Genomic DNA, 24864 nt, shown 5'->3' on the forward strand with positions numbered 1-24864 from the left:
TTTCGTCCCGCCGGTCATTCCAGGTAGTGAAAAAAAATGACGAGAGCTTTCCTTTATGTCCGCAGTGTCTCCCCACCGTTTGCGCCCGCTGTTGCATTTCAGTCTGTTGCTGACCCTGAATTCCAGTCCTCTGTTCATCTCGACCAGCTGGGCCGACACCGCGAACAGGCGCGCGTACGAAGTGCCTGCTGGCACGCTGAGTGCCGCGCTCACCCGGTTTGCCGGACAGGCCGGCGTCAACCTGTCGGTAGACCCTGCGCTGGTGAACGGACGTAACAGCTCCGGGCTGTCGGGCGACTTCGCAGTCGAAGAAGGCTTTGCGCGACTGTTGCAGGGCACTGGCCTGCAACTGGTGTCCGTCGGCGATCAGGCGTACACGCTGATTCCTGCCGTTCAAAGCACGAGCCTGCAACTGGCGCCGACGTCGATTGTCGGCGACGTAGGCTCCACAGACGGTCAGGAATATGCAGGCGGTCAGGTGGCGCGCAAAGGCTCGCAAGGCATGCTCGGCTCGCGGGATTTCATGGAAACGCCGTTCAGCATGACCACCTACACCCAGGAGGCGGTGAAAAACCAACAGGCCCGCACGTTGGGCGACCTGATTGCCAGTGACCCGTCGGTGCGCTCCACCAACCCGGCGGGCGGACGGTACGAACAGTTCACCATTCGTGGTCTCAGCCTGTTCAACAGTGACGTTTCCTACAACGGTCTTTACGGCATCCTGCCCACCTACACCATCGACATGGAGATGGCCGAGCGGGTCGACATCCTTAAAGGCCCCAGCCAGATGATCAACGGCATCTCGCCCCGTGGCAGCGTCGGCGGGGGCATCAACGTGGTGCCGAAACGGGCAACCGACAAACCTATCACCGAATTCACTACCCGCTATGCCTCCAAGGGACAAGTCGGCACCGCTGTGGACGTGGCTCGCCGGTTCGGTGAGGACGACAGGTTCGGCATCCGCTTCAACGGCGTGAAGCAATCTGGCGATACCGAGTGGGACCACCAGAGCGTCGACCGCGAGATGGCGGTGCTGGGGCTGGACTTCCGGGGCGAGCGCTTGCGCCTGTCGACCGATATCGGTCACACCGAACGTGACACCGACGCACCCCAGGAGCGCGTGCAGGTCGGTGCCAACGCCAAAGTGCCCAACGCCGGCGATGTGCGCGACAACTATGCGCAGGCCTGGAGCAAGGCGCGCACCCGTGACACCTTCGGGGCGGTGAATGCCGAGTACGACGTCAATGATTCGGTCATGCTCTACGGCGGCGTCGGCGCGCGCAAAAGCAACCATGAGTTCCTGCGCCACGCGGTGTCGGTGACCAACAATGCGGGTGACTTCAGCGTGCAGCCCCGCGACTTTACCCGTGACGAAAATGTCCGGACGGCCAACGCCGGGGTGCGCAACTGGTTCCACACCGGTCCGGTCAGCCACGAGGTCAATCTGGCTGCCAGCTATTTCTACATGGACTTCGAGAACGGCGGCGCGCGCTATGCGTCCTCGCCCAGCAACCTGTACGACCCGGTCGAGACGCCGACTCCCGTCAACCCGACTCGATCCGACGCCAAGGTCTATACCGAAAACCGTTTCAGCGGCCTGGCCTTGACCGACACACTGGGTTTTTTCGATGACCGCCTGCTGCTGACACTCGGTGCCCGCTGGCAGCGGGTCAAGGTTGATGACTGGACTGACAACGTCAAGGGTGACACCGCCTACGACGAGGAGAAGGTCTCGCCTTCAGGTGGCATTCTGTACAAGGTGACTGATGACTTTTCGGTGTACGCCAACTACATGGAAGGCCTGAGCCAGGGCAAAATCGCGCCGTCTACCTCGATTAATGAGGACGAGATATTCCCGCCGTTCGTCAGTCGTCAGGTCGAAGTCGGTGCCAAGTATGACCTGGGATCGTATGCGTTCACCGCCAGTGTGTTCCGTATCAAGCAGCCGGCTTACGAGACCAACGCCACGTCGCGGGTCTTCGGCCCCAATGGCAAACGTCAGAATGACGGTGTCGAGCTGACGATGTTCGGCGAACCCCTCAAGGGCTTCCGCCTGCTGGGCGGGGTGATGTACATCGACAGCGAACTCACCCACACCGTCAACGGTCAGTTCGACGGCAACCGGGCACCTGCCACGCCCGAATACAACGTCAACCTGAGTGCCGAGTGGGACGTGCCGCAGGTCAAGGGCCTGACCCTGACCGGACGGGGCATCTACACCAGTTCGCAGTACCTGGACCAGGCCAACAGCAAAAGCATCGATTCGTCCGAGCGGTTCGATGTAGGTGCGCGTTATGCCTTCAAGGTCGACCAGAAGGACATCACGCTGCGCGCCAATGTCGAAAACGTCATGGACAAGCGTTACTGGGCCTCCGCCGGCGCCTCGGATGACAGCGAGCCCGGCTTGACGCTGGCGACCCCCAGGACCTACCTGCTGTCCGCGACCATCGGTTTTTGAATGCAGTTGACTGCCCCGACTACCGGGATACGCGGTGCTGTGAGTGGGACCGGCTTCAGCCGGGAAGAGGCCGGCATGAACACCCGTGCATTTGCATCCTGACGCCCGATGTCTTCCGGGCTAATGCCGGTCCCGCATCCGAATTCAGCATTCACATACTGGAGCACACATGTCGCCACCTCGCCATCTGCGTCTTCCATCACCAAGGCAGGATTCTCGTCAACGCGTTCCCTGATCCAGTGAAGCAGCAAACGCTGTTTCGTCCTCTGGGCGGCGGCATCGAATTCGGTGAGCGGAGTGCCGACACCATCGTCGTTCAGCCCTCACCCAACTCGCGCATCACGGCGTACAAGGCGGACTTCGCTTCAAAGCCAACGCCAGGAATATCCGGTAGGCCGACGTAGCTGTTTTCCACCTTGATCCCGTCGGCGAAACCGCCGAAGGGCTGGAAGACGTCCGGGTACGACTCATTCCCGCCCAAGTGCAGGCCGGCGGCGATGTTCAGCGACATCTGGTGACCACCGTGGGGCACCACTCGGCGTGACGACCAGCCCATGTCTTCCATCACTTTCAGGGTGCGCATGTATTCCACCAGTCCGTAGGACAACGCGCAGTCGAACTGCAGAAAGTCGCGATCAGGGCGCATGCCGCCGTGGCGCAGCAGGTTGCGCGCGTCCTGATGGGAGAAGAGGTTTTCACCGGTGGCCATGGGCAGTTCGTAATGATTGGCGAGCTCGGCCTGGAGGGCGTAGTCCAGCGGGTCACCGACTTCTTCGTACCAGAAGAGGTTGTACGGCTTGATGGCTTCGGCATACGCAATGCCGGTTTCCAGATCAAAACGGCCGTTGGCATCGACCGCCAGACGACGCCCGTCACCCACCACCTCAAGCACCGCTTCGATGCGACGGATGTCATCGTCCAGCGGCACGGCACCGATCTTCATTTTGACCACGTCGTAACCGCGATTCAGGTAGCTCTGCATCTCTGCTTTGAGTTTGGTCTGGTCTTTGCCGGGGTAGTAATAACCGCCCGCGGCATAGACCCAGACTTTGTCATCGGCCACGCCGTTACGGTAACGGTCAGCCAGCAGGCGATACAGGGGTTTGCCTTCGATCTTGGCGACCGCATCCCACACGGCCATGTCGATGGTGCCCACCGCGACCGAGCGCTCACCGTGGCCGCCCGGCTTTTCGTTGGTCATCAGGGCTTTCCAGATGGCGAACGGGTCCAGGTTATTGTTCTCGTGATCGACAAGGGTCTCGGGATCCGCTTCGGTGATGCGCGCCAGAAAGCGGTCACGCATCAGCGCGCCCTGGCCGTAGCGACCGTTGGAATTGAAGCCGTAGCCGATGACAGGTTTACCGTCGCGAATCACATCAGTGATCACTGCAACGACCGAGCAGGTCATCTTGGAGAAATCGATGTAGGCGTTGGCGATGGGCGAGGCGATGGAGACGGTTTTCTCACGAATGTCGATGATGCGCATGGCGGGTTACTCTTGTTGTTCGTGGCCCCACGTTAGACTTTGCGAGGTCGCCCGCCCAATGCTATTAATGCCGCACCCTATGCACAGGAGGCATGGCCCCTTGGAACTCGTCTGGCTCGAAGACCTTTCAGCGCTGGCGGAGTACGGCAGCTTTGTCCGTGCCGCTGAAGCACGGCACGTCACCCAGCCGGCCTTCAGCCGCAGGGTTCGCTCGCTGGAGAACTGGATGGGGGTGGAGTTGTTCGTGCGCACACCCCAGGGCGCAACGCTGACGGAAGCCGGCCGGCAGATTTTGCCCAGCGCGCAGGAGGCCGCCCGGCACCTGTACCGGATGCGCAACGAGGCCCAGGAAGTGGCCGGGATGGCAGCGCGGTCCCTGAAATTCGCGGCGACTCATTCCCTGTCGTTCACCTTCTTCCCCAAGTGGCTGCGAAGCTCGGAAAATGGCGCGCTCATTGAGGCCGTGCAGCTGCACTCCGACAGCATGGCCGTCTGCGAGCAGATGCTGATCCACGGTCAGGTGCAGTTCATGCTCTGCCATCGCCACCCCGACGTGCCGCCGCTGCTGGCGCCTGATCAGTTCATCAGCAAGAAGGTGGGCGAGGACGTGCTGGTGCCTTTGGCGAGCACATCGACCCGATTCGGTACCGCGCCGGCGGCGTTGCCGTATCTGGCGTACACCCACGAATCCGGGCTGGGACGCATCGTTGCCCACAGACTGCGGGGCAAAGAAGATTACCTTCACCTCAAACCCCTGTTCAGCAGCCACCTTGCGGCGGTGCTGATGTCTATGGCGCTGGAGAGCAAAGGCGTGGCGTGGCTGCCGAAGAGCCTGACTGAGCAGGAAGTGCTGGAAGGGCGACTGGTTAGAGCGTTGGACGAGAGCTGGGACATTCCGCTGGAGATTCACCTGACCCGGCCGAAGGCGCAACTGAGTCAGGCGGCGGAGGCGTTTTGGGGCGAAGCGGGGAGCGGCGTTGAGTTGCCGTTGGGAGGATGGACTGGCTGATGCGACCTGCAGTCGAAACCCTTAACCTGACCTCGAAAATGTTAACGAGGCCGGGCTTGCAACCCAAACCGATAATACGTCTGGGCGAAATTGATGACGCTTGCTAATCTTCATATCAATTCAGCTGCTCTCGACGAAATCGATACATTTCAAAGGCTGTCCGGATCCCCAAAAAACATCTGAATCCGCGACCGCAACCATCTCTCCCCCGGATCATTGTCCTGCGACCCGCGCCAGGCCATGTGCAGCTCGAACGTACGCGATTCGATCGGCAACTCTTCCGAGCGCACACCCCCTGCAGCCGTCAACACGGCGGCGGCGTAGTCCGGCACAGTCGCTACAATGTCGGTCCCGGCAATCAGCGTCGCCAGCCCGTTGAACTGCGGAACCGCCAGCACGACGTGGCGTTTGCGGCCGATTTTTTCCAGGTGTTCGTCGATGAAACCGCCCAGGTCGCCGGCAAACGACACCAGTGCGTGGGGGCGGGCGCAGAAGTCGTCCAGGGTGATCGGCCCCGGCATGGTGTCGGCGCGCAGCAGTTTGGGTTTGCTGCGGCGCAGCACTTTGCGCTTGGCGTTGGCGGGGAGGTCGTCGGTGTAGCTGACGCCGATGGAGATTTCGCCGGAGGACAGCAGTGCGGGCATCAGGATGTAGTTGGTGCGACGCACCACCAGCACGATGCCCGGGGCCTCCGAGCGCAGGCGCTTGAGCAGTGAGGGGAGCAGGGCGAACTCGACTTCATCGGACAGGCCGATGCGGAACACGGCGGTGCTGGTGGCCGGGTCGAAGTCGGCGGCGCGGCTGACGGCGGTGGAAATGGAGTCCAGGGCAGGGGACAGCAGACCAAAGATCTCGATGGCCCGCGCGGTGGGTTCCATGCTGCGGCCGGTGCGCACGAACAGCGGATCGTCGAACAGCCCGCGCAACCGCGACAACGCCGCACTGATCGCCGGCTGACCGAGGAACAGCTTCTCGGCCGCGCGGGTGACGCTGCGCTCATGCATCAGTGTTTCGAAAACGATGAGCAGATTGAGGTCGACGCGACGCAGGTCGTTGCGATTCATGACGGGGGTCTCGGGGACATGGGTCGATACAGGTTCAAAACAGCAGCGGCGGCCCAAACGCACACCACGTGTTCAACTCAGGCAGGGATATTACGGGTAAATACCGGTTGTCTGCATCGTTGAATTTTCCGGCGTGTCTGGAAATGCGCTTCGTACGCTGCCGCCGATAGGCGCCGCTGAAACCTTGACGGGCAGAAACACACCAATCCATATGTACTGGCCCTTTGTAATCTGCGTCGATGCAGCCAGCGTGGCGCCCGGGATTCATCGATATTGGGCCACCGGGTTGCAATGTCGCCGTGAGCACCCAACAATGTGCGCCCTGCAGGCCCTGGACGGCTGCTACAGATTCGGCGACCGCTTGCCCCATCAGAATCGACAGCAGGCATGTTGACTATTAATAGCCACTGATAGTGTTACCGGCGGCGTCCGGATAGAGTTCAGGGCATCAAGGTTCATAAGGCGAGGTTCGAAATGTCCCGCACGATCCGTTTTCATCAGTTCGGTCCGGCCGAGGTGCTCAAAGTAGAAGAGCTGCCGGTCGCGTTGCCTGCACCCGGTGAGGTGCAAGTGCGCGTCCAGGCGATCGGCGTCACCTGGTACGACGTGCTGTGGCGACAAAATCTGGCTTCATCCCAGGCTCGCCTGCCGGCCGGTCTGGGTTCCGAAATGGCGGGCGTCATTACTGCCATCGGCGATGGCGTGACCGACCTGAAAGTGGGCGACAAGGTGGCCAGCTTCCCTTCGGCTGACGTCAATGTGTACCCGGTCTATGGCGAGCTGATCCTGTTGCCGCGCACTTCCGTGACCCATTACCCGGACGTGCTGACGCCCAATCAGGCGGCCGTCCACTACACGCCGATGCTGGTGGCGTACTTTGCGTTCGTTGAACTGGCACGGTCCAAACCCGGGCAAACGGCGCTGGTCACCGATGCCAGCCATTGCGCGGGGCCTGCGTTCCTGCAGCTGGGCAAGGCGCTCGGCGTCAAGGTGATCGCGGCGACCAAGACCGACGCGTGCCGCGAATACCTGCTGAAAATGGGCGCGGACAAGGTGATCGTCACCGAAGAAGAGGATTTGCTTCTGACGATCAACCGCTACACCGACAACCGCGGCGTGGACATTGTCCTCGACGGTCTGGGTGGTCCGCAGATGTCGATCCTGGGTGATGTGCTGGCGCCACGTGGCAGTCTGATTCTCTATGGCCTGCAAGGCGGCAACCAGACGCCGTTCCCGGCGTGTGCAGCGTTTCAGAAGAACATTCAGTTCTTCGTGCACTGTGTGGGCAACTTCACCGGCAAGCCGGAGTTGGGCATCAAGCAGGACGAAGAGGCGATCAAGCGGGCGTTGCGCGACATCAACCAGATGACAGCGGATGGCATGCTGGTGCCGCAGATCACCAAAGTGTTTCCCTTCGATCAACTGGTCGAGGCCCACCGTTTGATGGACGGTTGCCCGGTAGGCGGTCGTGTGGTGGTTGAGGTCGATCCATCCTGAGTGCAGACCATCGCGCTCATTGAATGCTCGACGCTTTTGATCCGGCGTCGGGATTGAGGTGTCGGAGACCGATTTGAAGGTATCCGCCCTGTCAGTCACGGGTCATGTTGTATCACTCAAGCCTTCCCGAATCTTCTGGAAGGCTTTTTGTTTATGGAGTGTTTAATATATTGATCAACGCGCGTCATGCGTGGCGTTGACAAGTATTTTAAATGCAGTCGAATCAATACATTGCCCGTTTTACTAAACACAGTTTTAAACAGCCCTGTTTAATTCCGATTCGGATTTGCCGAAAGGAGAACATTCACGTGTCGGTAGTGACTGGCTTGTAATTGTTCTGTAGGCGTCGATAATAGTTTCAATAATTAAATGCTCAAGGAACGAGTCGATGCCTATTGACCTGCCGCCCTCTGCTTTGCCTGGTAATCGGTCCGCCGCGGCCATAACGGTTGGGCCAGCCTCCTGCAGGAGTATCAAGCTTCTTATGGCCAACAGTGTCGCCAGGCAGATCAGTCGGGTAGTGAAGCCATGAGTTCAATGCACGAACAAGCCATGAACTATGTCTATCAGCAAGTCCTGCAGCGGCTGTCGGGTTATTTGAATCGCAACGAACGAACAGCGCTGCAGTTGTTGATCCAGCGTTTGATTGTCGCCGCAGGCGGAATTGACAGGATTGGCGGCTATAAAGTGTTGGTGGCATTTAGCGGCGGCAAAGACAGCGCCTATACCGTGGCCATGTTGCGTGCTGCGCAACTGACCATCGCCGCACGCGGGCCGGCAACGTTCAGGCTGCGGGTGGCCAACATGCGCCATGCGGGCATTACCTCGGCGGTAATGGGCAACATCGACCGCTGCTATTCGGCGCTGTTTCTGCACGACGACCCGAGGGTCGAGCTGCTGGTGATCGATCATCAGTACGTGCAGATCTTCGAGCCCGATTTGCCCTTTTCCACGGCGGGTCGTGAACAGAATCGCTCCGACCTGCTGCTGGGCGGCCACCTGACCGCTGGCGATGCGCGAACCACCTTCTGCAACAGCTGTTATCTGGGCATGGCGGATTTCATGGTCCGCGCTGCCAGTTGGGGTGACGGCGTCCACGCGGTAATCAGCGGCGACTCGCTCAAGGAGCAGAAACAGTACGCGACCTGGATCATGCGTCTGGCGCGCCATGGCGGTCGAAAAGTCGACCCCTGGCACACCTTGGGTTTTAGCGGAGCATTGAGCGTCATCGACAGGGTCGGGCGCGCCTATTACGAGGAGCTGTATGGCGAGTCGGCAGACGGGACGGGCTACGGCCGGCCACCGGTATACCCGCACCGCAACATCGCCCCGACGTTGCTGACTGCCGCGGACCTCATCGGCTTTCGCACGGAGGAACACTGGGGGCTGCTCACTGACTTTCTGGGTTTCCGCTTTGATGACCTGGCGTTCAGCTTCAGCGAATCGGACTGCGCCAACCCGCTGCTGATGGCCCACCTGCGCGGGCTAAAGGCCGAATTCATTGAGGGGAGGGCGTACAGCGAGGGCATCGCCGAGTACCTGCAGCTGGCGGGTGCCATGATGCGCCGCAAACGCATGCCCGCTCGATTGATCGCCCAGGCGCTGGCCGCCTACGACAGCCCGGAAAAAATCGACGACCGCCGTCAGCTGGCCGAAGGCTACGGTCAGGAGGCATTTGGCCTGGGCGAGACGCAATGGGTGTGCCTGCTGTTCTCGCCCTTCGTCGACGCCGGCGCCCGGCTCGAGGATTTCCTGCGTCGCTATCACCCCGGCATGTTGGTGGGGCTCAGCGATCTGCACAAAACCCTCGCCGGTGAGATCGTCCCGGACCTGGTGCCGCACTGGCTGGTGGAAGTCAGCGGCCTCAGTCTGAAGGGGCTGCAATCGCTGTACGCCAAGCGCCACGTGGACTTCAACGACGACCACTCGATCATCGCCCGGGTACGCGCCAGCGACCCTGACAAACGCCGGGTGGCGACGGTCGATCCGCACACCGGCGCCCGGACCACGGAACTGATTTCGGGGCGCTGAAGGCTGCTCCGTGAACTGATGCGAAGTGATGCGACGAGCCTCGGGCGGTCGACGGGGTTCTTTCTCAATGACCCTGCGCCTGGCGCATGGATGGGGTGTTCGATGAATCACAACAAGACCGACTTTGCCTACCAGAGGGTGTACCGCTACCTGCTCAGGCTGACCAACGAAATGTCGTCCGGGCCGGCTGTACGTCTGCCTTCGTTGCGGCTGCTGGCGCGAAGGCTGCGCGTTTCGATTTCCACGGTGCAGAACGCCTACAGCCTTCTCGAAAAGGAAGGACGAATCTGTTCCGTGCCTAAGTCCGGCTATTTCGCGCTGCCCAATCCCTGTAACGATATGCCGCTGGAAGGCGATGACGTGTTCACGCGTTTCCATGCCAGCGCCCGGCGCCCGGACATGTTCGTCTTCGGCGCCGATGAGCCGACGCTGTTGGTGTCGCTTCACGGCGCGCTGCTGAGCGTTGAGCGCGACCTCATGCGTCACTACCCTTGCCAGCCCGACCCGCGTTTTCAGCCCTTCGGCGATGTCGAGCTGCGCACGGCCCTGGCGGGCCACTACACCTCTTCCACCGAGCATTGCTGGCACCCGGACAACGTGTTCATCGGGCCGGACAAGACCGGGGTGCTGAAGACGGTCATTGAAGCGTTGCAACTGCGTGATTGTGCCGTGCTGGTGGAGTCGCCGTGCGGCTGGAGCATTCTGCGCACACTGCAGGCCTACGGGATTCGGGTGATTGAAGTCTGCACCGACGCGCAAGGGGGCATCGACGTCGATGAACTGGGTGCGCTGATCCAGCAGGAAGGCGTGAAGATGGCGATTGTGTCGTCGCGGATGGACCCGGTTCGCGGGCAATTGATGCCTTTCGCCCAGCGTGCGCGGATGGCGGAGGTGTTGAACCTGCAGGGATTGTGGGTGCTGGAGAACGATACCCATGGCGGCTTGTGTTTCGAGGAGGGCCGTTCGCCGTTTCGGGATTTGATTGATCCGCAGCGGCTGCTGGTGCTGGGGGCGTTCGACAAGATGATCGGACTCGAGGCGCCGTTCGGGTATCTGTTGAGTCGGCATTCGCGGGCGCTGTTGCATCAGCAGTGGGTGTTGCGTTCGTTCCGCTTGCCGCCGGTTCGGCAGAAGGCGATTGCGCGGTTGTACGCGTCGGGACAGTTGGACCGGCACATGGGTGAGTTGCGGGGTTGTCTTGAGCGGCGGGTCGGTGAGTTGGCGAGCGGGGTGGAGCAGTATCTGGGGGATGAAGTGGCGTTTGTGCGTCCTCTGGGTGGGGCGTCGATCTGGCTGGAGAGTGTGCATCGGGTGGATACGGCGCGGGTGTTCAATCGGTTGCTGGAGCAGCGGATCGTGGTAGCGCCGGGGGAGTTGTTCAGTGTGCGGGGGTTGCATCAGCAGTGTGTGCGGGTCAGCGCGACGGTGGATTGGGATCAGAATATTGAGTCGATGCTGGTGATTATTCGTAATGCGCTGGTGCAAGAGCGGATGGGATAGGTCCCTTTCAGGGACTGTCAGATCAAGATCAAGGGCGTCGGCCTAACGGCCTCGGGTTTCGCCTTCGGCGAGTTACTTGGAAAAGTCGAGAGTCGCACCATCCCCAAGTAACCAAGGGTGCTTGCTCTCGGTTGGGTTCCTCCTTCGTCGGAATACCCTCACTCCGACGACGCTCCGTGGGCCCGCGCCGAACGGACATCCATGTCCTGACGGCGCTCTCGCCGCATCCATGCGGCTCGGCCCACTGCGCGTCGTCTACGTTCGGCCTGCACCAAAGTCGCGTTTGGTGTCGTTAGGGCGTTTTGCGTAGGAAGATCAAGATCAAAAGCGCTGCGCAGATCAAGAGCTTCCCGGGTGAAGCCGGTCCTACGGTCGAGGTCACCGCAAATCCCACTGTACGCATGCGATGCCTTGGTAGGACTGGCTTTAGCCGGGAAGAGGCCAGTTCATACAGCATCGATTTTGATCCTGAAACCGGCTTGGTTGATCGTTCCCACGCTCTGCGTGGGAATGTATCCCCTGGCGCTCTGCGCTGAAATCTGTCCGCCAATCCATTTCCGTTTGCCTCGACCGCATTGAGCTGTTATCTGTACGTCCGTCCAGTGTTCCGATCGACGGCCAGCGTTCTCAGTGACTTCCATTTCCAGCATTTGCCCCGATACCCGCGCAGTTTCTGTCGAGCCTGTGGCGGTGGCGGCTGTCGATCCGGAATCGGGGTATCGGGTCGCGGTGCGGGAGTTGTGTGAGTTTACGGCGAAGGCGGGGGATCTGGATTTACGGTTTACGCCGTCGCCCACGGCGCAGGAGGGGATTGCCGGGCATCGGACGGTGGCGGCGCGGCGTGGGCCGCAGTATCAGACCGAAGTGGCGTTGAGCGGGGTGTTTCATGAGCTGAAGATTCGGGGCAGGGCGGATGGTTACGACGCTGCGCTGAACCAGCTTGAGGAGATCAAGACCTATCGCGGCGACCTGAGCAGCATGCCCGCGAATCATCGGCAGCTGCACTGGGCCCAGGCGAAGGTGTACGGCTGGCTGCTTTGCCAGCAACTGCAGTTGGCCGAGGTCAATCTGGCGCTGGTGTACTTCAACATCATCAGTGAGCAGGAAACCCTCATTCAGCAGCGTTTCACGGCGGCCGAGTTGCAGGCATTTTTCGAAGCTCAGGCAGGCATCTTTCTGCAGTGGGCGCGGCAGGAGCTGGCCCACCGCGATGCCCGCGACCATGGGCTCAGCGCTCTGAAGTTTCCCCACGCAGATTTCCGTACCGGGCAGCGGGCGTTGGCCGAGTCGGTGTACAAGGCGGTGAGCACCGGGCGCTGTTTGATGGCCCAGGCGCCCACCGGCATCGGCAAGACCATCGGCACGGTGTTTCCGATGCTCAAGGCCGCGCCGACGCGCAAGCTGGACAAGGTGTTTTTCCTGACCGCCAAGACCCCGGGCCGCAAGCTGGCGCTGGATGCGCTGAGCGTGATTGGGCGAAGTGCGCCGGAGCTGAACCTGCGGGTGCTGGAAATGGTCGCGCGGGACAAGGCCTGCGAATACCCGGACAAGGCGTGCAACGGGGATTCATGCCCTCTCGCCAAAGGTTTTTACGACCGACTGCCGGCGGCGCGGAGCGAGGCGATGATCAAGCCGTGGCTCGATCAGGCAGGCGTGCGTGAGGTTGCGCTGGGCCATCAGGTTTGCCCGTATTACCTGAGCCAGGAGCTGGCGCGCTGGTCGGACGTGGTGATCGCCGACTACAACTACTATTTCGACCTCAGCGGCATGCTGTTCGGGCTCAGTCAGTTCAATCAGTGGCGGGTCGCGGTGCTGGTGGACGAGGCCCACAACATGGTCGAGCGGACGCGGTCGATGTACAGCGCGACCCTGGATCAGCACAGCATGAATCAGGTGCGGCAGAGCGCGCCGGAGCCGGTGAAAAAAGCCCTGCAGCGGCTCAATCGTGACTGGAACGCCCTGCACAAGGAGCAAGTCGCGCCGTATCAGGCCTACGCCGCCACGCCCGCCAAGTTTCTGAACAGCCTCAATCTGTGCATCACAGCGTTCGGCGACTACTTCAATGAGCACCCCCACGCGGCCAACGGCGAGCTGCAGAGCTTCTATTTCGAGGCGATCCAGTTCGGTCGTATTGCCGAGCTGTTTGACGAACACTTCCTGTTCGACATCAGCAAGCGTGAGCTGGGCAGCAAGTCGCTGTCGCGCCTGTGCCTGCGCAACGTTGTGCCGGCCGGTTTCGTGCGTCCGCGCCTGACCGCTGCGATCAGTGCGGTGCTGTTCTCCGCGACCCTCAATCCACGGCATTTCTACCGTGACTTGCTGGGCCTGCCCGACACCACGGCGTGGGTCGACGTCGAGTCGCCGTTTCAGCGCTCGCAGCTGGACGTGGAAATCGTCAGCCGCATTTCCACCCGCTACACCCATCGGCAGGCCTCGCTGGCGCCCATCGTCGAGCTGATGGCGCGGCAGTTCGAGGCGCGGCCCGGCAATTATCTGGCGTTTTTCAGCAGCTTCGATTACCTCCAGCAAGTCGCCGAGCTGATGGAACGCAGCCACCCTGATGTGCCGGTGTGGAAACAGTCCCGGGGTATGGCCGAGGCGGAACGGCAGGCGTTTCTCGAGCGCTTTACGCCGGCCAGTCAGGGCATCGGTTTTGCGGTGCTGGGCGGCGCGTTCGGCGAGGGCATCGACCTGCCGGGCGCGCGGTTGATCGGCGCGTTCATTGCCACCTTGGGCCTGGCGCAGATCAACCCGGTCAACGAGCAACTCAAGCAGCGAATGAGTCTGTTGTTTGGCGCCGGTTACGACTACACCTATCTCTACCCCGGCATGCAGAAAGTGGTACAGGCCGCCGGCCGGGTGATTCGGGGTCTGGACGATCGCGGCGTGGTGGTGCTGATCGACGATCGCTTCGCCGAGCGCAAGATTCAGCAGCTGTTGCCGGCGTGGTGGCAACTCTGATCAGCCTCTGTTAATTGTCTCAGGACGTTACGGATCAATAGCCGAGCGCCACGGTCCAACTGCCAGTAAACTGCCGCGCTAATGGCGTTTCAGGCGGCGGTTAAGGTTGTTTCCCGCCTCGTCGGGACCTTTTCTTTTTGTCATTTCCCTATTTTTCATCCACGGAGGTTTCGCATGAGTATCAGTCCATTCGCGGGCAAATTGGCGCCTGCAGAATTGCTGGTCGATCTTCCCCGTCTGGTGACGGCCTATTACACCGGCCAGCCCGATGCGTCGGTGGCGACCCAGCGTGTTGCCTTCGGTACCTCCGGGCACCGCGGCAGCTCTTTCGAATTGAGCTTCAACGAGTGGCACGTGCTGGCCATCAGTCAGGCGATCTGCCTGTACCGCCAGGCCAACGGCATCGACGGCCCGCTGTTCCTCGGCGCCGACACCCATGCCCTGTCGACCCCGGCGGCCGCTTCGGCGTTGGAAGTGCTGGCGGCCAACGGCGTCAACGTGATGATTTCCGAGGGCGACGAATACACCCCGACGCCGGCGATTTCCCACGCCATCATCTGCTACAACCGCGGGCGCACGACCGGTCTGGCCGACGGCATCGTCATCACCCCTTCGCACAACCCGCCGGAAAGCGGCGGCTTCAAGTACAACCCCACCAACGGCGGCCCGGCTGACTCGCACATCACCAAGTGGATCGAGAACAAAGCCAACGAATTGCTGGCCGAGCGCATCGTCAACGTCCAGCGCATCACCCACGAAAAAGCCCTGCGCGCCGACACCACCCATCGCCACGACTACATCAACACCTACGTGGCTGACCTGAAAAACGTCATCGACATGGACGCCATTCGTGGCGCCAACCTGCACTTGGGCGTTGATCCCCTGGGTGGCGCGGGCGTGCGTTACTGGTCGGCGATCGGTGAGCATTACGGCCTGAATCTGGACGTGGTGAACAAATTCGTTGATCCGACCTTCCGCTTCATGAGCGTGGACTGGGACGGCAAGATCCGCATGGACCCGTCGTCCAATTTCGCCATGCAGAGCCTGATCGGCCTGAAAGATCGCTTCCAGGTGGCTTTCGCCTGCGACCCGGACCATGACCGCCACGGCATCGTGACGCCAACCGGTGGCTTGCTGGCGCCGAACAATTACCTGGCGGTGTCCATCGATTACCTGTTCCAGAACCGTCCCGATTGGCGCGCAGACGCGGCCGTCGGCAAGACCGTGGTCAGCAGCGGGATGATTGATCGCGTGACCCAGCGTCTGGGCCGCCGCCTGTATGAAGTGCCGGTGGGCTTCAAGTTCTTCGCCGAAGGTTTGTACGAGGGTTCGCTGGGCTTTGGCGGTGAAGAAAGCGCCGGTGCGTCGTTCCTGCGCCGCGACGGGACGGTCTGGACGACGGACAAGGATGGTTTGATTCCGGCATTGCTGGCCGCGGAAATCCGCGCGCGCAAAGGGCGCGATCCGAGCGAGATGTACAAGGCGTTGACCGATGAGTTGGGCGAGCCGGTCTCGACCCGCTTTGAGGCGAAGGCGAACTTCGAGCAGAAGGCGCTGTTGAGCAAGCTGTCGCCGGAGCAGGTGACATCGACGGAGCTGGCGGGGGAGAAGATCGAAAGCATCCTGAGCAAGGCGCCGGGCAATGATCAGGCGATCGGTGGCCTGAAGGTCATTACCGAGAATGGCTGGTTTGCTGCGCGGCCGTCGGGGACTGAGGATATTTACAAGATCTATGCCGAGAGCTTCAAGGGCGAGGATCACCTCAAGCGTCTGGTGGCTGAGGCGCAAGTGCTGGTCGACGGCGCGATAGCGCCTTGAAAGTGTGTAGGGGACTGATTTATTTACAGCGCTCCACCGTAAATAAATCTGTCCCCGGTTAAACCTCGACGACGCTCCGTGGGCCCGCGCCGAACGGACATCCATGTCCTAGCGGCGCTCTCGCGGCATCCATGCCGCTCGGCCCACTGCGCGCCGTCTGCGTTCGGCCTGCACCCAAGTCGCGATTTGTGGTGTTTGAGCCATCGCGGAAGAAGATCAAAATCAAGATCTAGAGCAGATCAACGGCTTCCCGGCTAAAGCCGGTCCTACAGTCCGCGCCAATTCCATCGATTGCACGCGTTGCTTTGTTGATCGTGCCCACGCTCCGCGTTGGCATGGATCTCGGGACGCTCCGCGTCCATTCCCGGCTAAAGCCGGTCCCACTGAATACACGCGGTGTCCTGTAGGACCGGCTTCAGCCGGGAAGCTGTTGATCTGCTTTTGATCCTGATCTTCAAACACATAACGCCCAGACGACACCAATCGCGACTTGGGTGCAGGCTGAACGCAGGTTTCGCGGAGTGGGTCGAGCCGCATGGATGCGGCGAGAGCGCCGTCAGGACAGGGATGTCCGTTCGGCGCGTGCCCACGGAGCGAGACCGGAGTGAAGGAACCCCGAGGAACGAGGGGCCCAACCAGGAGCAAGCACCCTTGGTTACTTGGGGTGCTTTTCCAAGTAACTCGCCGAAGGCGAAACGTCTGCCCCTAGGCAGACGCCCTTGATCTTAAAGACCTTGATCTTGATCTACCGCTTTTCAAGCCACATCCACGAGGACGATTTCGCTGTCTTCGAGGGCCGTCACCCGCAACACACGCTCATCCTCAACCGCCACACCATCTCGCGCTTCGGCACGGAGACCATTGACCTCAATAATACCCGTCGCAGGCACCAGATACGCCCGGCGGCCAGCATCCAGCACATACTCAGCCGACTCCCCGGCCTTCAAATTCGCCGCCACCAACCGGGCATTGGCCCGAATCCGCAGCTCGATATCATCATCCGCCTTGCCGCTCGCCAGCGTTACAAAACCTTCGCGATCGCCTTTCGGGAATGGCTTGGCGCCCCAGGACGGCGGAGCACCGACCTCGTCCGGCATGATCCAGATCTGGAAAATCCGCGTCTCCTTCGACTCCAGATTGTATTCACTGTGCGCCACACCCGTGCCAGCACTCATCACCTGCACATCACCCGCCTCGGTACGGCCACGGTTGCCCAGGCTGTCCTCGTGAGTAATGGCGCCCTCACGCACATACGTGATGATCTCCATGTCTCGGTGCGGGTGACGCGGGAAGCCCGTCCCGGCTTCGATCACATCATCGTTCCACACCCGCAGCTGGCCCCAGTTCATGCGGCTCTCGTCGTAGTAACTGGCGAACGAAAAATGGTGATGGGCGTTCAGCCAGCCGTGGTCGGCGCCGCCAAGGGATTTGAAAGGTCGAAGTTGCAGCATGATCACTTCCTCCGTAGCAGGGCCGGGCCTGTGGCAGGGCGCCGCTGGTGATGACTTGTCAGTCGATGGGGACATGATCTATCAGCTAATTATCGATAAAAAGCGTAAGCCCTGCATGAATGCAATCGGTTAATTAGATATTTAGCCGTTCTTGCACGCTATAAACCCGTTGCCCTTTATCGGCTAACTCCCTGACGGCAAAGCATTTCACTGGTTCTGAAAGACGAATGGGGCGACCATAGGCGCCCTGTCGATAACCCGATACCCGGAGCCCGCGTGCCGCACGATTTTTCCGCCGAGCTACCCAACGAGCCCAACTCACTGCCGCCTGACCTCAACACCCCCGAACGCCTGCCGTTCTTCAAACGGCTCATGGCCCGCATGATGGGCGGCGGTCTGTCGCGCATGCAGGCGCAGCACGTGCCGTCGTGGCACCAGGGCCACGCCGATGGCTACCTCAACGGCCATGCCGAGGGCATGAACGAGGGTTACGCCGAGGGGCATCTGGATGGCATCGAAGAAGGCCGGCAGGTGCTGGTGATTCGCGACACCCGGCCCCTTGAGCACCGCGGTCCGCGGGTTGACGATCACCTGTTCGACGACTGGCGCCTGCCACTGACCAACGAGTTGAAAAAGCGCATCAAGGCTGACGTCGCCGAGAAGCTGCCCGCTCACGCGCAACCGACCGCCGCCCAGTGGAAGATGATTTTCAGCGACACGCCGTCGACCTACGTGATTGCCGGTGCCGGGGCAGGCAAATCGACCTCGCTGGTGTTGCGCGTGCTGCTGCTCAATCACTACCTGGGCTTCGAGCTGGACGCCATGACCGTGGTCACCTTCACCCGCGAGTCGCGCAAGGATTTCATCCACAAACTCATCGAGATCATGGCGCTGTGGGGCCATGACCTGACCCTGCGTCAGGCCCGCGAGGTGGTGCGCACGTTCCATTCGCGCATCCTGCCGCTGGTGCGCAGCCTGCCGGGTTTCGAGCAGTTGCAGGCCTTCGAGAACCTCAGCAGCCAGTCCGGCCAGCTCTTCGACGACAGCGCCGACAGCAACCCATTCGACCTGCGTATTAATGACGCCCAGCGCCAGCAGTTGAACCTGTGTTACCGCGATCTGTACGCCGCCAATTCACGCTTTCGTGACGTCATGGCGCCCCTGTACCGGCAGTCCCTGCAACTCAAGGAGCTGGACCGCGATCACCCGGACGTGCAGAAGCGCATCACCGTGATGGGCCTGTCGTCCAAGCGCGACGAGGAACTGTGCGACGTCATTGAAGACCTGTGGATTCGCGCTGGCGCCTGGCCGATCCAGGGCGTCGAGCCGATGCGCCAGACCGTCGAAGTCAGCGGCCTGACCTTCCACGTCCACGGGTATGCCGCCGAGCTGGATGCCTGGATCGTCCTTGGCTTCGACCCCAGCGAAGATCAGCACCTGCGCCGCCCGGACGCCAAGCTGCCGGTGTGGGCCGAGTGGGTGATCAAGCGCACGCTGTTTCAGGCGTTTTGCCGCAAGCCGGTCATCTGGCTGGAAAACTACCAGGCCTCGCGGGGCATGATGCAGTCGTTGTCCGGCGCGGCCGTGGCGGGGCCGGGCTTCGATTACAAGGTCAAAGGCGAGCTGAGCGCGGCGCCGCTGCTGGACTGTTTTGTCGCCGCTGCCAGCTTCATCGAGAACCTCGGGCTGGACGTGCCGGACGCCGTGGCGCAGATGAGCTTCTCGGATCAGGACCCCGACCGGTTTTTCTTCGAGGCGCTCAGCCTGTTCTGGAAGGCCTTCGAGAATCACCTGCTGGATCAATCGCCGCCGGTAATGACCTACAACCGGATGTTCTCGCTGTTCGGTGAAAACTCGCCCGAAAACCTCAAGCTGGTCAGCGACGCGGGGCTGCGACCGCTGTCGCATTTGATGATCGATGAGTTCCAGGACGTCTCGCCGCAGATCGTCTCGTGGATCCGCGCCAGCCTGCGCGAGATCCGCAGTCGTGGCCCGGCGCTGCATGTCGGGCGTGGCGCCCAGCGTTCATCGCTGCTGTGCGTGGGCGATGACTGGCAATCGATCTACGGCTGGCGCGGCAGTTCGCCGAAATTCTTCATGGAGTTTGCCAAGGAGTTTTCCTCGCCGGCGACCACCAAGGTCATGCTCAGCGACAACTTTCGCAGCCACCAGCACATCATCGACGCCGCCGAACACATCGTACGCGCCGCACCGGCCATCAGCGGCAAGAAGGCCCGCGCCAGCGGCGCCGAGCAGGCGCTGCTGCCGGTGACCGTACTGGACCGCGACGATGACCGGCTGCTCGCCAGCCTGACGGAACATTACAATGCCGGCGACTCGGTGCTGCTGCTGTACCGCAAAGGCAGTGAACGCAGCCGCTTGCCGGAAGCCTTGCAGGCCCTCGCCGATGCCGATTACCGGTTGCCGCCCCAGGAACGTCGCCTCAAGCAACTGACCTACCACAGCGCCAAGGGCCTGCAGGCCGACGCCGTGTTTCTGCTCGGCGATTGTCAGCATCTGACGCAGTCGCCGTACAAGAATCAGGTCTATCAGCTGGCGGGTCTGGGCCGGGAAGGGGATCTGGAAGCGTTCGACAACGCGCAGAAAGATGAAGTGTTGCGTCTGGCCTATGTCGCCATCACCCGCGCGGTTCGTCACTGCTACTGGTTTATCGACGCCGCAGGTAACGACGATGCAAACATCCCGCGCGCGTCGGCGAGGGTTGCAGGGGACAAGCCGTTTTTCGATGATCGCCGAGGCGCTGCTTCACTCAGCACGTCGTTGAGCACGTCACTCGGCACTTCAGTCGAATAGAGCATGACGCCGAGGCCTTCAGGCCCGATTGAGGTACACCGAGCGTCTCGGAATGAAGGTTTCGATCTCCAGTTCGATGGCCTCGATGATGCGCTCGACATCCGTCGCATTCATCACGGTGGCGCAGGGGATGGCGGCGATGGCGATCACCGTCTCGCCGCTGGCCCTGTCGAACAGGCGGGCCACCATACTGCCGGGTGCATCCATGTTGGCTTCGAAGCCCACCGGATGAAAATGCCAGCGCATCAGCTGGCAGGCGTTCGGGAACGTGACTTTGTTCATGGACCCACCTCGTTCAATCGAGCACTTCACAAGCTCCGCAGGGTAGGAAAACGGCAGGTCTGTCCAGGCTTCGGTAGCGATCGACACGTCGCTTGGCCAAGCCCGGCACCCAGACCAAGGGTCAGGTAAAGGTAGCACCGCGTTTAGACCGTGTCGGTAAATAAATCCCGGCCGATGGGGAATTTCATCTTTAGTTGATCTTTGTCATGTGACGCTTATATCCAGGCGCATGTTTAAACAAAGGCTGAATCGTTATAGCTATCTAAAAGCTCTCGTACGAAGTTGGCGCGCATAAATATATCTCTTTAAACGTTTAAAGCGTTCGCATGAAAGTTAAGGCGCTGCCGATAACAGGACGAGTGACAATAAAAAGACGCCATGCAGTATCAGCCTTCCAGAGAGATCATCCATGTCGATAAGAAACATGAACATTGCGCCTCGCGCATTCCTGGGATTCGCTTTCATTGCCGCGCTGGTCATTGGCTTGAGCGTTTTCTCGGTCCACCGGATGGCGCAGATTCGCCAGGCCACCATTGACATGGAGTCCAACCAACTGCCGAGTATCGGCCATTTAACCGGGATGCTGGAGAACAGCCTGCGCTTGCGCATCACCTCGTTTCGCACGCTGGTCAACCGGGAACCGGCGTCGCTGCGTGAAACCGATGCACGGATCGCTGAACTGATCGGTAAGTTGCAGGCTGCCAAAAAAGCCTACGCCGCATTGCCGGCCGAGGCGGATGAACTGGCGCTTTACAACCAGTTTGAAGCGACGCTGGCGACGTTCCTTGGCATTCAGGCCAACGTGCTGGATTTGTCCCATCAAGACAAGGTTGATGACATGCGCGCGTTGATCAACACCCGCATGAAGGAAGCCACTGATCTCATGGGTGCGCAGATCAATCAGTTGATCGCCATCAACACGAAGAGCGCCACGGAAGCGGGAGAGATTTCCAGACAGGAATATGAAAGCGCCAACCTGAGCATGATTGCGGTGTCAACGGTCGCCGTCCTGCTCACCATCCTGTTGGCGTGGGTGCTCACCCGAAGTATCGTCAACCCGATGAGCCGAGCGGTTCGTGCCGCAGAAGAAATTTCATCGGGCGATCTGACCCGGTCCATCGAAGTCGACGGCAAGGACGAAGCGACCCTGCTGTTGCGCGCCCTGGCAACAATGCAGCGCAATCTGCGCCAGACCATCGAGCTGATTTCCGGCTCGTCCACGCAACTGGCCTCGGCGGCCGAGGAACTGAGCGCGGTGACAGAAGAGTCCTCGCGCGGTTTGCAACAGCAGAACAACGAGATCGAGCAGGCGGCAACGGCGGTCAACGAGATGACGGCCGCCGTCGAGGAGGTCGCGCGCAACGCGGTGTCGACGTCCGAAGCGTCACAGCAGTCCAACCAGACTGCGCGTCAGGGCCGTGAACGGGTCATCGAGACGGTTAGGTCGATTCAGGACATGGCCCAGCAGATTCAGGCCACTTCCGGGCTGGTCGAAGGCCTGGCTGCCCAGGGGCGTGACATCGGCAAGGTGCTGGACGTGATTCGCTCGATTGCCGAGCAGACCAACCTGCTGGCCCTCAACGCGGCCATCGAGGCCGCGCGTGCGGGGGAGGCGGGTCGCGGGTTTGCCGTGGTCGCCGACGAAGTCCGCGCGCTGGCCCACCGCACCGCGCAATCGACCACGGAAATCGAACAGATGGTCGCCGGCATTCAGACCCGCACCGGCGACGCCGTGCAATCCATGTCGCGCAACACCGAGAGCACCCGCACCACGCTCAGCCTGGCCAGTTCGGCGGGTGATGCACTGGAGATGATCACCGAAGCCATCGCGCAGATAAACGAACGCAACCTGGTGATCGCCAGCGCATCGGAAGAACAGGCGCAGGTGTCGAGGGAAGTCGACCGCAATCTGGTCAACATCCGCGACCTCGCCGCGCAGACGGCGGCCGGCGCGAACCAGACCAGCGCGGCCAGCCATGAACTGTCACGACTGGCGGTGGACCTGAAAGCAATGGTGGCGAAGTTTGTGGTCTAAGCGGCTGATTTGGTGAGGGTCACAGGTCTCAAGGGCTGGTGGAATCGTGTGGGAGCGAGCTTGCTCGCGAATAGGGTCGCAGAGCCGCGTTTCTGCGCACGGGCTGAGTTCGCGAGCATTACCTGATCCCACCGGGTAGATGTCAGCCATGCCACGCAGCAGGAATGACCAGATCCTTCGGTCGCTCGCCTGCCAGGGCCGCCAGCAGGTTGTCCACGGCACAGCGGGCCATGGCCTCGCGGGTCTCGTGGGTCGCCGAGCCCATGTGGGGGGTTGCCACCACGTTGTCCATCCTCAGTAGCGGCGAGTCCGGGCTCACGGGTTCCTGTTCAAAGACGTCCAGACCTGCCGCGCGGATCTGCCCGTTCTGCAGCGCAGCAATCAGCGCCGGCTCGTCCACCACTTTGCCCCGGGCGATGTTGATGAAGATCGTCTCCGGGCGCATCTGCGCAAATTGTTCCGTGCCAATCAGTCCCTCGGTTTCAGCGGTCAGCGGCACGGTCAGGCAGACAAAATCAGCTTCGCGCAACAGGTCCTCCAGACTGCGATAGCGGGCCTCAAAGCGCGCTTCCACCGCCGGCTTCGGTGAGTGGCTGTGATAGATCACCGGCATCCCGAAACCGAAATGGCCCCGTTGCGCGACCGCTTCGCCAATCCGGCCCATGCCGATGATGCCCAGCGTCTTGCCGTGCACATCGGAACCAAAATGCTTCGGCCCGATGTTCTGCTTCCACTGGCCATCGCGAACCATATTCGCCAGCTCCACCACCCGACGGGCCGTGGCCATGATCAGCGCGAAACCGGTGTCAGCGGTGGTTTCAGTCAGCACGTCCGGGGTGTTGGTGAGCAGAATACCGCGCCGGGTCAGGTACTCGATATCGTAGTTGTCGACGCCCACCGAGACGCTGGACACCGCCTTGAGCTTCGGCGCCAGGTCCAGCAGCTCGGCATCCAGCTTCACGCTCGCGCCGAGCAGGGCATCGGCGTGGGGCAGGGCGTCGCGCAGGCGGGCCAGGCCGTCGCTGGATTTCGGATCGTCGATCAGCGTGACCTCGGCCTGGGCTTGCAGGCGCTCCATCAAAGGCGCCGAGAGTTTTTTGTACAGCACAACATGGTGAGTCATCGAAGGGCTCCGGATCAGGAATGGGCAGGCGCGGGACCAACGCCAGGCTTGTCGCTCAGCGGGCGGGGCTTGCTGTCCGGCTTGAGCAGCAGCGTCAGCACCACCGACACCAGCAACGCGCCGCTCATGAACAGGTACGACGCGCTCAAGGTGCCGGTGACGCCGTTGAGGTAGCCGACGAGGTAGGAACCGGCGAAGGAACCCAGCGCGCCGAGGCTGTTGATCAAGGCCATGGCGCCGCCCGCGACGTTGGCCGGGAGGATTTCCGGGACGATGGCGAAGAACGGACCGTAGGGCGCGTACATGCAGGCACCGGCAATGACCAGCAGCGAGTACGACCACCAGAAATGCTCGGTGCCCAGCGCATACGAGCCGTAGAACGCAACGGCGGCCAGCAGCAGCGGCGGCCAGACAAACGCTTTGCGCTTCTGGGTTTTATCCGATGCCCACGACACCAGCACCATGCCGATCACCGCCGCCAGGTACGGCAGGGCCGAGAGCCAGCCGGCTTCGACCATGTCCATCTGCATGCCTTTCTTGATGATCGTCGGCAGCCACAGCACGAAGCCATAAACGCCGATGCTCCAGCAGAAATACTGCGCGGCCAGCAGCAGCACGCGTGGCGAGCGGAAGGCTTCGGCGTAGTTTTTCACTGGCTTGATGCCGACCTGTTCGGCGTCGAGGCGCGCTTGCAGTTCGGTCTTTTCCTCAGCGGTCAGCCACTTGGCCTGGGCCGGACGCTCGTCCACCAGACGCCACCAGATAAACGCCCAGATCACCGCCGGCAGGCCTTCGACGATGAACATCCAGCGCCAGCTGAAGTGCGCCACCAGATAGCCGGACACCACCGACATCCACAGCATCGTCACCGGGTTGCCGAGGATCAGCACGGTGTTGGCCCGCGAGCGTTCGGCCTTGGTGAACCAGTAGCAGAGGTAGACCAGCATCGCCGGCATGACGGCCGCTTCGACCACACCGAGCATGAAGCGGATGCCGATCAGCATGTAGGCGTTGGAGACGATGCCGGTCAGGGTGGCCAGGCCGCCCCACAGAATCAGGCTGACGAAGATGAGTTTCTTGACGCTTTTCTTCTGCGCATAGATGGCGCCGGGCACCTGGAAGAAGAAGTAACCGAGGAAGAACAACGCCCCCAGCAGGGACGACATGCCCGGGGTGATATTCAGGTCTTCGGCCATCCCCGAAGCAGCGGCAAAGCCATAGTTGGCGCGGTCCAGGTACGCCAGGCTGTAGGTGATGAAGACGATGGGCATGATCAATAGCCAGCGACGTTTGAGGCCGGCGTGTTTCACGGATTCGAGCAGCTTGTCCATTTCA

The 24864-nt window shown here is 61.3% G+C and carries 15 protein-coding genes and 2 pseudogenes; 11 read left to right on the top strand and 6 right to left on the bottom strand.

The features are described 5' to 3' along the window. The first annotated feature begins 55 nt into the window (after nucleotides 1–55). Together BBI10_RS16915 and BBI10_RS28030 are read left to right on the top strand one after the other, a co-directional pair. Nucleotides 56–2458: a TonB-dependent receptor gene (locus BBI10_RS16915; RefSeq protein WP_065990318.1), complete on the top strand. Its 2403-nt coding sequence runs from the start codon at nucleotides 56–58 to the stop codon at nucleotides 2456–2458. Between the two features lie 155 nt (nucleotides 2459–2613). Next, nucleotides 2614–2772, top strand: a pseudogene (locus BBI10_RS28030) (NUDIX hydrolase); the annotation flags it as partial. Nucleotides 2773–2774: 2 nt separating this feature from the next. Here the strand turns inward: BBI10_RS28030 and BBI10_RS16920 are convergent. After that, on the bottom strand, nucleotides 2775–3944 hold the full coding sequence (locus tag BBI10_RS16920; RefSeq protein ID WP_065990320.1) for a mandelate racemase/muconate lactonizing enzyme family protein: 1170 nt from the start codon (nucleotides 3942–3944) through the stop codon (nucleotides 2775–2777). A gap of 100 nt (nucleotides 3945–4044) precedes the next feature. On the opposite strand from BBI10_RS16920, the gene BBI10_RS16925 reads away from it, so the two are divergent. After that, the gene (locus tag BBI10_RS16925; RefSeq protein ID WP_065990322.1) at nucleotides 4045–4953 is read left to right on the top strand and encodes a LysR family transcriptional regulator; all 909 of its coding nucleotides are present in this window, start codon (nucleotides 4045–4047) and stop codon (nucleotides 4951–4953) included. Nucleotides 4954–5102: 149 nt separating this feature from the next. Here BBI10_RS16925 and BBI10_RS16930 read toward each other — a convergent pair whose 3' ends face one another. Further along, nucleotides 5103–6017 carry a LysR family transcriptional regulator gene (locus tag BBI10_RS16930; protein ID WP_065990323.1) on the bottom strand — a complete coding sequence of 305 codons (915 nt, stop codon included), beginning with the start codon at nucleotides 6015–6017 and terminating at the stop codon, nucleotides 5103–5105. Between the two features lie 474 nt (nucleotides 6018–6491). Here BBI10_RS16930 and BBI10_RS16935 point away from each other — a divergent pair, with 474 nt between their 5' ends. From BBI10_RS16935 to pgm, 5 genes are all read left to right on the top strand, one after another. After that, nucleotides 6492–7514, top strand: a complete 1023-nt coding sequence (locus BBI10_RS16935) for a zinc-dependent alcohol dehydrogenase family protein (RefSeq protein ID WP_065990325.1) — start codon at nucleotides 6492–6494, stop codon at nucleotides 7512–7514. A gap of 528 nt (nucleotides 7515–8042) precedes the next feature. Further along, nucleotides 8043–9545, top strand: coding sequence for a hypothetical protein (locus tag BBI10_RS16940; RefSeq protein ID WP_065990327.1), 1503 nt, complete (start codon nucleotides 8043–8045; stop codon nucleotides 9543–9545). Nucleotides 9546–9647: 102 nt separating this feature from the next. After that, nucleotides 9648–11045 (top strand): aminotransferase class I/II-fold pyridoxal phosphate-dependent enzyme, encoded by a 1398-nt coding sequence (locus tag BBI10_RS16945; protein WP_065990329.1) that lies wholly within the window; start codon nucleotides 9648–9650, stop codon nucleotides 11043–11045. Between the two features lie 690 nt (nucleotides 11046–11735). Further along, nucleotides 11736–14006: an ATP-dependent DNA helicase gene (locus tag BBI10_RS16950; RefSeq protein WP_065990331.1), complete on the top strand. Its 2271-nt coding sequence runs from the start codon at nucleotides 11736–11738 to the stop codon at nucleotides 14004–14006. A gap of 174 nt (nucleotides 14007–14180) precedes the next feature. After that, nucleotides 14181–15824, top strand: coding sequence for a phosphoglucomutase (alpha-D-glucose-1,6-bisphosphate-dependent) (pgm, locus tag BBI10_RS16955; RefSeq protein ID WP_065990334.1), 1644 nt, complete (start codon nucleotides 14181–14183; stop codon nucleotides 15822–15824). A 755-nt stretch (nucleotides 15825–16579) separates the two neighbouring features. Here pgm and BBI10_RS16960 read toward each other — a convergent pair. Continuing rightward, complete coding sequence (locus BBI10_RS16960) at nucleotides 16580–17275, bottom strand: pirin family protein (protein WP_065990336.1); 696 nt, start codon at nucleotides 17273–17275, stop codon at nucleotides 16580–16582. Between the two features lie 372 nt (nucleotides 17276–17647). On the opposite strand from BBI10_RS16960, the gene BBI10_RS16965 reads away from it, so the two are divergent. After that, a complete protein-coding gene (locus tag BBI10_RS16965) occupies nucleotides 17648–20089 on the top strand; it encodes a UvrD-helicase domain-containing protein (RefSeq protein ID WP_432213756.1) in 2442 nt (813 codons plus the stop codon). 18 nt (nucleotides 20090–20107) lie between these two features. On the opposite strand, the gene BBI10_RS16970 is transcribed toward BBI10_RS16965, so the two are convergent. Continuing rightward, nucleotides 20108–20371, bottom strand: coding sequence for a DUF1652 domain-containing protein (locus BBI10_RS16970; protein WP_432213754.1), 264 nt, complete (start codon nucleotides 20369–20371; stop codon nucleotides 20108–20110). 424 nt (nucleotides 20372–20795) lie between these two features. Between BBI10_RS16970 and BBI10_RS28640 the strand changes: the two are divergent. Continuing rightward, a pseudogene (locus tag BBI10_RS28640) lies at nucleotides 20796–21551 on the top strand (MCP four helix bundle domain-containing protein); the annotation flags it as partial. Beyond that, entirely contained in the window at nucleotides 21543–22406 is an 864-nt protein-coding gene (locus tag BBI10_RS28645; protein ID WP_432213757.1) for a methyl-accepting chemotaxis protein, read from the top strand. The pseudogene BBI10_RS28640 and the gene BBI10_RS28645, both read left to right, overlap by 9 nt. A 142-nt stretch (nucleotides 22407–22548) precedes the next feature. Here BBI10_RS28645 and BBI10_RS16980 read toward each other — a convergent pair whose 3' ends face one another. Continuing rightward, a complete protein-coding gene (locus BBI10_RS16980; RefSeq protein ID WP_065990343.1) occupies nucleotides 22549–23529 on the bottom strand; it encodes a 2-hydroxyacid dehydrogenase in 981 nt (326 codons plus the stop codon). 14 nt (nucleotides 23530–23543) lie between these two features. Further along, a complete protein-coding gene (locus tag BBI10_RS16985) occupies nucleotides 23544–24860 on the bottom strand; it encodes an MFS transporter (RefSeq protein ID WP_065990347.1) in 1317 nt (438 codons plus the stop codon). Nucleotides 24861–24864: the final 4 nt, after the last annotated feature.

The sequence above is a fragment of the Pseudomonas graminis genome (assembly GCF_001705435.1).
GTDB lineage: Bacteria > Pseudomonadota > Gammaproteobacteria > Pseudomonadales > Pseudomonadaceae > Aquipseudomonas > Aquipseudomonas graminis_B.